This is a genomic window from Peptostreptococcus stomatis DSM 17678, from assembly GCF_000147675.1.
In the GTDB taxonomy this organism is placed as follows: Bacteria; Bacillota; Clostridia; order Peptostreptococcales; family Peptostreptococcaceae; genus Peptostreptococcus; species Peptostreptococcus stomatis.
On sequence record NZ_ADGQ01000001.1, the window covers coordinates 33757 to 45048 of the forward strand.

The window sequence follows — 11292 nt, forward strand, 5'->3', positions numbered from 1 at the left end:
GATATGATAACAGTAGAAAATATGGTAAAAGCAATGTATGATGCAATCGACGATAAGTTAGGTCAAGATACAGCTATTCTGAATATAGGCAAGGTATCTAGTTTATGTGATTACTTTGTAATAACATCAGCATCGTCTTCAAGACAGGTAAAGGCAATTGCAGACAGCGTTGAAGATGCTATGACGGAATTAGGGCTTGAGCCTAGGGGTAAGGAAGGCAGAGAGATGCAGAATTGGATCCTGCTTGATTATGGTGATGTAATGGTCCATGTATTTGATGAAGAAAATAGGGCCTTTTACAACCTGGAAAAGTTATGGAAGGATGCTCCATACGTAGATCCTGAATCACTTTAGTTGGGTTAGGATTAAATCGTTTTAAAAAGCCTAAAAATTTTAACCAATATGTCGATTTTTATTTTGATTTTTTATTATATAAGACCTACTTGTTTATCTTTTAAATATTGACAAGGCAAGGGCTTTATGTTAATATAAGTCATAGGTTTTAGGCTGAATTTTTTAGCCAAAAGAAAAATACATATATGAATATAAGCGGAGTAGTAGGAGCCAGCTATTTTTAGAGAGCCAATGGGTGGTGGAAATTGGTAGTAGTTAACTTTGAACTTGCCGGTTAAACTTATATACCGTAGTTGGTTTAACAACATCGAGAGTCCAAATTTATTTGGAAATTAGGGTGGTACCGCGAGAATATCATCGTCCCTAAACAAAACTGTTTAGGGGCTTTTTTGTTGTTAACCATTAGAAATTTATATTTTTGAAGGAGGCAGATATTATGAGCGTATACGATTTTAAAAGTATAGAAAAGAAATGGCAAAAGGCCTGGGATGAAAAGGGCCAATACAAGATGGATACTAGAGATACTTCAAAGCCAAAGTACTATTGTTTGGAGATGTTCCCATATCCATCAGGAAAGATCCATATGGGTCATGTTAGGAATTATTCAATAGGTGATGTAGTAGCAAGATTTAAGAAGATGCAGGGCTATAATGTTTTACACCCAATGGGCTGGGATTCTTTCGGTTTACCTGCTGAAAATGCAGCCATAAAAAACAATATACATCCACATGTATGGACTATGTCAAATATAGAAGAAATGAAAGAACAGTTGAGTATGCTAGGTCTTAGCTATGATTGGGACAAGGAGGTAGCAACTTCAACTCCGGAATACTACAAGTGGACTCAAAAGATATTCTTAGAATTCTACAAGGCTAGTTTGGCCTATAAGAAGAATTCATTTGTAAACTGGTGTCCATCATGTGAAACAGTATTAGCCAATGAGCAGGTAGTTCAGGGCCAGTGTGAAAGGTGTGACAGTCTGGTTGAAAAGAAGGAATTAGAACAGTGGTACTTCAAGACTACTGAATTTTCAGAAGAGCTATTGGCTGACTTGGATGGCCTAGATGGATGGCCAGAAAAGGTTAGGTTGATGCAGAAAAACTGGATAGGCAAGAGCTTTGGTGCAAATGTTACTTTCCAGATAGATGGAAGCGACCAGGAGATATCTGTTTACACTACTAGACCTGATACAATCTTTGGGTCAACATTTATGGTTCTGGCTCCAGAATCACACTTGGCCAGAGACCTGGTAGCAGGTACAGAATATGAGCCGGTATTGGATGAATTTTTAGCCAAGATGCATACCATGACTCAGATTGAAAGGGAGGCTGCCGACCTGGAAAAGGAAGGTAAGTTTATAGGCAAGTATGTAATCAATCCACTAACAGGTAAAAAGATGCCTATATGGATAGCTAATTATGTATTGGCAGATTATGGTACGGGTGCCGTAATGGGTGTTGCTGCCCATGATGATAGGGATAATGACTTTGCTAAAAAGTATGACCTAGAAATAATACCAGTAATAGATGAAGATGACAAGATGATAAACTCAGGTCAGTTCGATGGTATGAACAAGGATGAGGCCTTTGACAAGATAATTGAAAAGCTTGAAGAAATGGGCAAGGGTAACAAGAAGACCAACTTCAGATTAAGAGACTGGCTAATATCTAGACAGAGGTATTGGGGATGCCCTATTCCAGTTATATACTGTCTGGACTGTGGAATAGTTCCGGTAGATGAAAAGGACTTGCCAGTCCTACTTCCTACAGATGTAGAATTTACAGGTAAGGGAGAGTCTCCTCTTGCAAGTTCAAAGACTTTTACAGAGTGTTCATGCCCTAAGTGTGGCAAACCGGCTAGAAGAGAAATAGATACTATGGATACCTTCGTGGATTCTTCATGGTACTATATGAGATATGCAGACAATATGAATTCAGACAGGCCATTTGATACTGATGTAGTAAATAATTGGTTACCTGTTGACCAGTATATAGGTGGCGTAGAGCATGCTATCCTTCACCTTCTATATGCTAGATGGTTTACTAAGGCCTTTAAGAAGCTAGGTTGGACAAGCCATGATGAGCCATTTAAGAACCTTCTAACTCAGGGTATGGTATTGATGGATGGGTCTAAGATGTCTAAATCAAAGGGTAATACGGTATCACCGGTAGAATTGGTTGAAAAGTACGGTGCCGATACTGCTAGATTATTTATCCTATTTGCAGCCCCACCAGAAAGAGACCTTGAATGGTCTGAACAGGGGGTTGAAGGTTGCTTCAAGTTCTTAAACAGAGTATATAGGTTGGTTGACGAGTTAGCACCAGTAGCTAAGTTAGAACTTGAATTTGGAAACCTAACTAAGGCTGATAAGGATATGAGGGCCAAGACTAACAACACCTTAAAGAAGGTTACAGAAGACCTAAATGATAAGTTTGGCTTCAATACTGCAATAGCAGCCCTAATGGAATTGATCAATGACCTGTACAAGTACAAGGAATTGGAAGATAGAAATGACGCCGTTATCAAGGAGGCTATAAAGGCTGTTGTTGTAATACTTGCACCATTTGCCCCACACCTTGGTGAAGAATTGTGGTTGATGATCGGCAAGGAGGCCAGTGTATTTGATATAGGATGGCCAGACTACGATAAATCAGCTATCCAGTTGGATGAAGTCGAGATAATCGTCCAGGTAAATGGTAAGGTTAGAAATAAGATTAATGCCCCAGTAGGCATAGACCAAGACGTCATGAAAAACCTAGCCCTAAATGACGAAAAGATAAAAGAATTTATAGAAGGAAAAAATGTAGTCAAGGTGATAGCTATACCTTCAAAGCTAGTGAATATAGTTGTAAAGTAGAGGTTAGAAATGAATGAACAAAAGAGAAAAGAAACTAAGGGGATAGTTTTATTGACCATAACGGCTATCGTTTGGGGTTTGGCTTTCATATTCCAAAGGACGGGTATGGAGCACATAGGACCCTTTGCCTTCAACTTCTTTAGATGTTTGTTGGGTACAAGTTTCCTCTTATTGGTTAGTTTGTTTTTTAGGTACAAGAATGCAGGACACTACAAGGCAGCCAACTTCAAGCCAAAGCTAGTGACAAAAAACCTATTGGTAGGAGGAACACTTGCTGGTGTATCCCTATTCCTGGCTATGAGTTTCCAACAGGTTGGTATGGTGAGTACAACTGCATCTAAGGCAGGTTTTATAACTACTATGTATATAGTCTTAGTGCCTTTAATGGGTGTATTCTATGGTAGGAGGCCGTCAGTAAAAACTTGGATATGCGTTTTAATTGCTGCAGTTGGTCTATACCTAATATCTATCAAGGAAGGTTTTGTAATAGAGAAGGGTGACTTTTTGGTATTTATATCAGCCATATTATTTGGATTCCAGATAGTGGTAGTGGATATATTTGCCCCAAAGGTTGACTCAATCAAGATGAATATGACCCAGTTTATAACTTGTGGTATCTTGTCTTTGATAGTAGTCCTATTCAAGGAAACTGTGACTATAGAGGCAGTCAAGGCTGCTGGTGTGGCTATCCTGTATACAGGTGTCATATCTAGTGGTGTGGGCTTTACCCTACAGGTTGTCAGCCAGAAGAGCATATCGCCGACTATAGCATCTCTTATCATGAGTACGGAAGCTATATTCTCACTGGTAGCCGGAATTTTAATCTTGGGTGAAAGATTGGTTCCAAAGGAAATGCTGGGATGTCTAGTAATGGTAATTGCCATAGTATTGGCCCAGGTGGACCTACCAAAGAGAAAAAAGAAAGATGGTACAAGTCAAGGTTAGATGAGCTGAATTATATACGGATTTTTAAAAGGGTTAGGTTCATATCACCACCAATAGTTAGACCCAAAAATCTAACTATTGGTGCTAGATATAGATTTGTAACCCTTTTTTAAAATAAAATTAAAAAATAGGATAAAACTTATTGACATTAAAATCTCTATTTAGTATACTATATGAGTAATTGCCGCACGGTAAAGGTGGCTGCACGCGTGAGCAGTGCTTGGCAAAAAACTCTACTTTGTAGATACCTGACCCGGCGAGTTTGAGAACAAGGAGGTGTATTATGTACGCTATAGTTAAGACTGGAGGAAAGCAGTATAAGGTTTCTGAAGGTGATGTTCTATTCGTGGAAAAGCTAGAGGCTAACGAAGGTGATGTTGTTACTTTAGAAGAAGTATTAGCAGTAAACAACGGTGAACTTAAGTTAGGTACTCCTGTAGTTGAAGGTGCATCTGTTCAGGCTAAGGTCGTAGAACAGGGCAAGGCTAAGAAAATAATCGTTTATAAGTACAAGCCAAAGAAAGACTACAGAAGAAAGAACGGTCATCGTCAGCTATATACTAAGATCGTAGTTGAAAAGATCAATGCATAGTCATCATGATTAAAGTAACATTTTATTATAATGACAAATTTAAAATTAAGGGCTTTGAATTGAGGGGTCATGCAAATTATGGCGAATTTGGATACGACATAGTGTGCGCGTCTGCCACGACTAATTCAATCGGGGTTATCAATTCACTTGAAGAGCTACAGAATGTAGGTTTTGAGGTTCAAGAGGCAGAGGAAGGTTTTATAGCAGCCTTTATAAAAGAGGATGATATAGAAAAGTCCCAACTCTTATTAAACCACCTAAAACGTACATTAGAGGAAATTAGTAGAGAATATCCAAAAAATATAAAAATATATGAAAAGTAGGGGGTGACTCCAGATGTTAAAAATGAATTTACAGCTTCTTGCATCTAAGAAGGGAGTTGGTTCTTCTAAGAATGGTAGAGATTCAGTTTCTAAAAGACTTGGTGTTAAGAGATTCGATGGTCAGACAGTGACTGCTGGTTCTATCATAGTTAGACAGAGAGGAACTAAGATTCATCCTGGAACAAATGTTGGAAAGGGTGGAGATGATACTCTATTCGCACTTGTTGATGGAAAAGTTAAGTTCGAAAGATTAGACAAGAAGAGAAAGAAAGTAAGTATATATCCAGTAGAAATCGCTGAATAATACAGATGATGGGCTATCGAATTTTCGATAGCCCATTTTTTAAAAAAGGGGGTGTAAGAATGTTTATAGACAAGGCTAGAATATTTGTCAAGGCAGGCAATGGTGGTAACGGTGCAGTTTCCTTTAGGAGGGAAAAGTACGTGCCAGCAGGTGGACCGGATGGTGGTGATGGTGGCAGGGGTGCCAATATTATCATGGTGGCTGACACAGGTCTTAGGACCTTGATGGATTTTAAGTATAAAAAGAAGTATTCTGCCCAGCATGGTGAAGATGGGTCTAAGAAGAAACGTGCTGGTAAAAATGGCGAAGATCTGATTTTAAGCGTTCCAGAGGGAACTGTCATCAGGGATGAAAAGACGGGCCTAATCATTGCCGACCTTAAAAAGGCTGGAGATAAGGCAGTAGTTGCTAGAGGTGGCTATGGTGGCAAGGGTAACCAGCACTTTGCAAATGCAGTTAGACAGGCTCCTGCCTTTGCTAAGTCAGGTACAGATGGCCAGGAAAGGTGGATTACACTTGAATTAAAGATGATAGCTGATGTGGGTTTATTGGGCTTCCCAAATGTAGGTAAGTCTACCTTCCTATCGGTGGTTACATCTGCCAAACCAAAGATAGCCAATTACCACTTCACAACCCTTACTCCAAACCTGGGTGTTGTTCAGACACGCCACGGGGAGTCCTTTGTAATAGCTGATATACCAGGTATAATAGAAGGGGCTGCAGATGGGGTAGGACTAGGCCATGACTTCCTAAGACATGTAGAAAGAACCAAGGTATTGGTTCATATAGTAGATATATCAGGCATAGAGGGCAGGGACCCTATTGATGACTTTGAAAAGATAAATGAAGAGTTGAGACTTTACAATGAAAAGTTGGCTTCTAGGCCCCAGCTAGTGGTTGCCAATAAGTCTGACCTACTCTTTGATGAGACTATTTACGAAAACTTCAAAAAGACTATGGAAGAAAAGGGCTATGAAGTATTCAAGATGTCAGCTGTAACTAGGGATGGGGTTGACCAGGTAATAGACAGGGTAAGCCAGCTTCTTAATGAGGTTGAAGATGTTGAACTGGTTAGTCAGGAAGAAATGTATAGGCCAGAACTTGATGTAGATGATGAGGGTGCCCTAAAGGTTGAAATAGATGAAGATGGTATCTATGTAGTTACTGGTAAGGAATTGAGACGTATCATGTACTCGGTAAACTTTGATGATATGGAATCATTACAGTTCTTCCAGGCCCAGATGGAGAGCAAGGGTGTATTTGATATGCTTAGACAAGCAGGTATAGAAGATGGAGATACTGTTAAGATTTATGAATTAGAATTTGAATTCTACAACTAATGGATCAGTCCCAGTTGAATTTAAAAAGGAGGAAGCTAAATGTTAAATGGCAAGAAGAGGGCCTACCTAAGGTCGTTGGCCAATACAACTAAGCCTACTAGCCAGATAGGCAAGGAAGGTATAACACAGGACTTTTTAGACCAGTTAGAAGACCAGCTAAGGGCTAGGGAGTTAGTTAAGGTGACTATACTAGACAATGCCGGTATAGATGCCAAGGAAGCTGCTAATGCTATATGTGCAGAAATCAGGGCTGAGTTTGTCCAGGCTATAGGTAGCAAGTTTACTATATATAAGAAAAACAACGAAAACCCTAAAATATCTTTCCCAGGTCATGAACAGGCCAAGCCTAAGGACAAGAGGGAAGCAAGTGGCAAGAGGGTAACAAAGAAGCAGGCTACTATAAGATCTATAAGGAAAAAGCAAGGCTAGTAAGTCATATAATTATTGAAAGTGTTAAAAATAAATCGCATAAAATTTTAAAGTGTATAAATTAAATATATAACTTTGTTAATTTTTTATAAAAAATTAAATAATATATTGAAATTTTCGTCCTATAGTAGTATTATCCTAACTGTAGGACTATTTTTTATTTCTACAAAATAAGGAGGGTGTTTGTAGAACTCTCCAGTTTAAAAGGGGGTACAAAAATGGAAAGAGTAACATTGGAAGACGTAAAAGAAGCAAGAGGCATAATTGAAGATGCGATTTTGAAAACTGACCTACTAGAAAATGTAAGATTGTCAGAAAAAACAGGGGCACAGGTATTTTATAAGTGTGAAAACTTACAGAGAACAGGATCATTCAAAATCAGGGGAGCTTGCAATAAGATAGCCCATCTTACTGATGAAGAAAAGGCTTGTGGAGTAATAGCATCAAGTGCGGGTAACCATGCCCAAGGGGTGGCTCTAGGAGCAAAAAATGCTGGTATAAAGGCAACTATATGTATGCCTGCTAATGCACCAATATCAAAAGTTGCTGCAACTAAGAGCTATGGGGCAGAAGTCGTTTTACATGGTACTGTATATGATGATGCATATGCCAAGGCTGTAGAAATACAGGCCCAGACAGGTGCTACCTTCCTACATCCTTTTGATGACAAGTATGTAATTGCAGGTCAGGGAACAATAGGACTAGAAATATATGAACAGTTAGACGGAAACGTTGATACAGTTTTAGTTCCAATCGGTGGTGGTGGAATTATAGCTGGTATAGCAACTGCCCTAAAGGAATTGAACCCAAATATAAAGGTGATAGGTGTGCAGACTTGCAATATACCTTCAATGAAAAAATCATATGAAAATGGTAAGATAACTTCTGCCTTCAATGATATAACTATAGCTGATGGTATAGCAGTTAAGACTCCAGGTAGCCTGACATTTGATATAATATCTAAGCTTGTGGATGATGTAATAACTGTAACAGAAGAAGAAATAGCCGAAGCCATCCTATTTATGATGGAAAACCAGAAGCTGGTAAGTGAAGGTGCAGGTGCTGTTAGTACGGCAGCCCTTTTGTCTGAAAAGTACAAGCCACTTGCAGGTGAAAGAGTGGTATGCGTTGTATCAGGTGGTAACGTAGATATAAATACCCTTTACAGGATAATGAGTGTTGCCCTTAAGAGACAGGGTAGAAGAATCAGCATAGTTGCTGAACTACCAGATGTACCAGGTGCCCTAGCTACACTTGTATCAATTATAGCTAAGAAGGGTGGCAATGTCCTTACTATTAATCAGGACAAGCTAGCTACAGGTAAGTACATAAAGAAGCAGACGGTAGAAGTAACTATAGAGACTGTAGACTTTGATCAGATAAATGCTATGAAGTCTGCCTTTGTTGAAAATGGTATAAAGGTTGAATTCTTATAGGAAGCAAATTCTAATAATAGCTATAACTTCTAAGTATATCTTGTAAATTTTATACAATTATGGTATAATATAACGCTACAATATAAGTTGCAATATAATTAATAGGTAGGAGGTAAGAATAATGGGAGAAGTAATATTCACAAACAAGGCTCCAGCAGCAGTTGGGCCGTATTCGCAGGCAATTAAGGTAGGAAATGTAGTATATTGTTCAGGTCAGGTGCCACTGGTACCAGAAACTGGACTACTAGTAGAAGGAGATATAAAAGCTCAGGCTGGTCAGGCCCTAAAGAATGTAAAGGCTGTTTTGGATGAAATAGGGGCTGATGTAACTAATGTAGTAAAGACTACAGTATTTATACTGGATATGGAAGACTTCGGACCAGTAAATGAGGTATATGCTGACTTCTTTGGTGACCACAAGCCAGCTAGATCTTGCGTAGCAGTGGCTGAATTGCCAAAGGGGGCAAGGGTAGAGGTAGAAGTATTAGTAGTTTTGTAATTAAAATATAAGTTACAATATAATATTTAATAAAAAAATAAATTCGTAAATTGCAATAACTCACATATCTAATTGTGATGTGAAAATTTGAAGGAGGATTTAATGGAATTAAAAAATAAAAGAAGGGCACTTAGTTCTATTTTCGTATCTTTAGCTCTGCTCTTAAGTATGGTAGTCACTACAGTACCTGGACAGGCGCAGACACAAAATACACTAGAAATAGCTAAGTACGTAAATGTTTCAGGAGCATCCCAGTGTGGTGCTAATCCAGAATCAGCCGTTTACAGTGGCAAGGTAACCATGAAGGTACCTATGACTGAAGTTATGAAGGATCATGAGGCAGATATGCAGCAAGCATCAGGTCAAGGATTGTACCCATGGAATAAAAATAAAAATGGGATAGCCTATATAACATATGATGTTAAGTTTCCATCAAATGTAGACTTTGGATCTATAAGGGCAACAGAAACATCAAGCTTTATAAACAAGGTAGAGGCTATGCCTATAAACAATAATCAGGTTTCACTTAAGATGACATTGGTTGATGAAAACTGGCAGGGCATATACAACAAGTATTTGGCTGACAAGGCTAATCCAAACGACCATACGGTTGACATAGAAATACCTTATACAGTGAGGGCGTCTAGTAGGGAAGAGGCACAAAGGTTAGAGAACCAATTAATAACTGCAAATGGAGAGTTTACTTTTTATACAGGACGTAGTTTTTTTAGTATGAAAACTACTTATAATTCGGATACAGCAAATAAACCATTTGTCAGTGGTATGAGTTCATGTTTTTCACAACCTGTAGAAGCCACAGATGACCTGGAAGGAGATTTACTTATAGGTAATGATACACAGCATGATAAGGTGTATGAGGCTAGGAAGTCTGATTCATTAGATGTTGTAGGAGCACTAAATGTAAAGCCTATAAAAGATAAGATGAGAGCTCTAGAAAATCAATATCAAGGTGCTGTGGCAAATGGTATAAAGCTGTCGGATATAAATACTAGCTTTACAGCAACTATGACCCTACCAGAAGGTCTGGAATTTTCTGCACCTCATAGATTAGTTCTAGAAGGAGCTAAGGGCAAATTTGAAATGATTAACCCAACCATAAATGGACAATTGTTAACTGTAGAACTTAGGCTGGTAGGTGCCAATAATATAGATACCTATAAAAAATTAGCTGATGCAATAAATGAGGTTAGTGATACTCTAAAGGTAACTGTAAAGAGCGTTAGGTTTAGTTCAACTTCTAGGCCAAATACAGAGTATACAATAAATGGAACTGTTGCTGGTGATTTTTCAGCAAAGGCAACTAATACTGTGAGTGGAAAAGTAGTAAACTTCAAGTTCAAGTGGTTGGGAAAACAGTCAAGAGATGGTGCAGACTTTAGGGCACTAAATAGTGATAATATCCGATTCACACTGATGTATAAGGATACAGATCCACAGATTGCAGAGGGAACGGATTACTTAGAAGGGGATATACTTATAGGTAATGATACACAACATGACAAGGTCTATGAGGCCAATAAGTCAGATATCCTAGATATAACAGGGGCTCTAAATGTAAAACCAATAAAACAAAAATTAAGAGATTTAGAAAACCAGTATGTAGGAGCAGTGGCAAATGGTATAGATGTGTCAAATATTGATACTAGCTTTACAGCCAGTATTACCCTACCAGATGGTATGGAATTTACGTCATCAAATCCACCAGCAATTTTAGGTGGTGTTAGAGACAAGTTTGAAATAACAGGGTCAATGCTAAGTGGAAAAACATTGACTGTAAAGATGAGTCTGAAGTCTGCTGGTATAAATACATACCAACAATTGGCTAATGCAATAAATGCAGTTGATGATACCCTAAATGTAACTGTAAAGGGTGTCAAGTTTAGTTCAACTTCTAGGCCAAATACAGAGTACACAATAAATGGAACTGTAGGTGGTAATTTTACAGCAAAGGCGACTAATAGAGTAAGTGGAAAGATAATAAACTTTAAGTTTAAGTGGTTGGGAAAGCAGTCTAGAGATGGTGCAGACTTTAGGGCCTTAAATAGTGATAATATCCAGTTTACATTGAAGTACAATGGGTACTACACCTCCTAATCCTCCAGGTGGAGGTGGAGGCGGTGGAGGCGGTGGTGGAGAAACCACACCTAATCCTCCTGGCAGAGTAGATGGGGACGATAGGGTTGAGACAGGAG

General features: G+C 38.6%; 11 protein-coding genes and 1 other annotated feature. All 11 genes read left to right on the forward strand.

Annotated features, from left to right (window positions below; genetic code table 11):
- The first annotated feature begins 6 nt into the window (after nt 1-6).
- The 11 genes from rsfS to HMPREF0634_RS00230 all read left to right on the forward strand — a co-directional run bounded on the left by rsfS (nt 7) and on the right by HMPREF0634_RS00230 (nt 11194).
- Nucleotides 7-354: a ribosome silencing factor gene (gene rsfS, locus HMPREF0634_RS00180; protein WP_123795761.1), complete on the forward strand. Its 348-nt coding sequence runs from the start codon at nt 7-9 to the stop codon at nt 352-354.
- A 181-nt stretch (nt 355-535) separates the two neighbouring features.
- Nucleotides 536-722: a binding site (T-box leader), on the forward strand.
- Nucleotides 723-790: 68 nt separating this feature from the next.
- Nucleotides 791-3211, forward strand: coding sequence for a leucine--tRNA ligase (gene leuS, locus HMPREF0634_RS00185; RefSeq protein ID WP_007787854.1), 2421 nt, complete (start codon nt 791-793; stop codon nt 3209-3211).
- 9 nt (nt 3212-3220) lie between these two features.
- Nucleotides 3221-4156 carry a DMT family transporter gene (locus HMPREF0634_RS00190; RefSeq protein WP_007787851.1) on the forward strand — a complete coding sequence of 312 codons (936 nt, stop codon included), beginning with the start codon at nt 3221-3223 and terminating at the stop codon, nt 4154-4156.
- 283 nt (nt 4157-4439) lie between these two features.
- Complete coding sequence (gene rplU / locus HMPREF0634_RS00195) at nt 4440-4748, forward strand: 50S ribosomal protein L21 (RefSeq protein ID WP_007787885.1); 309 nt, start codon at nt 4440-4442, stop codon at nt 4746-4748.
- A 5-nt stretch (nt 4749-4753) separates the two neighbouring features.
- Nucleotides 4754-5071 (forward strand): ribosomal-processing cysteine protease Prp, encoded by a 318-nt coding sequence (locus HMPREF0634_RS00200; protein ID WP_007787865.1) that lies wholly within the window; start codon nt 4754-4756, stop codon nt 5069-5071.
- A 13-nt stretch (nt 5072-5084) separates the two neighbouring features.
- Nucleotides 5085-5375 (forward strand): 50S ribosomal protein L27, encoded by a 291-nt coding sequence (rpmA, locus tag HMPREF0634_RS00205; RefSeq protein ID WP_007787837.1) that lies wholly within the window; start codon nt 5085-5087, stop codon nt 5373-5375.
- A 59-nt stretch (nt 5376-5434) separates the two neighbouring features.
- Nucleotides 5435-6715, forward strand: coding sequence for a GTPase ObgE (gene obgE / locus HMPREF0634_RS00210; protein WP_007787822.1), 1281 nt, complete (start codon nt 5435-5437; stop codon nt 6713-6715).
- A gap of 39 nt (nt 6716-6754) precedes the next feature.
- Nucleotides 6755-7144, forward strand: coding sequence for a YhbY family RNA-binding protein (locus HMPREF0634_RS00215; RefSeq protein WP_007787893.1), 390 nt, complete (start codon nt 6755-6757; stop codon nt 7142-7144).
- Nucleotides 7145-7362: 218 nt separating this feature from the next.
- Nucleotides 7363-8580: a threonine ammonia-lyase gene (gene ilvA, locus HMPREF0634_RS00220; protein ID WP_007787876.1), complete on the forward strand. Its 1218-nt coding sequence runs from the start codon at nt 7363-7365 to the stop codon at nt 8578-8580.
- A 121-nt stretch (nt 8581-8701) separates the two neighbouring features.
- Nucleotides 8702-9079 (forward strand): RidA family protein, encoded by a 378-nt coding sequence (locus HMPREF0634_RS00225; RefSeq protein WP_007787888.1) that lies wholly within the window; start codon nt 8702-8704, stop codon nt 9077-9079.
- 102 nt (nt 9080-9181) lie between these two features.
- The gene (locus tag HMPREF0634_RS00230; RefSeq protein WP_040565545.1) at nt 9182-11194 is read left to right on the forward strand and encodes a hypothetical protein; all 2013 of its coding nucleotides are present in this window, start codon (nt 9182-9184) and stop codon (nt 11192-11194) included.
- Nucleotides 11195-11292: the final 98 nt, after the last annotated feature.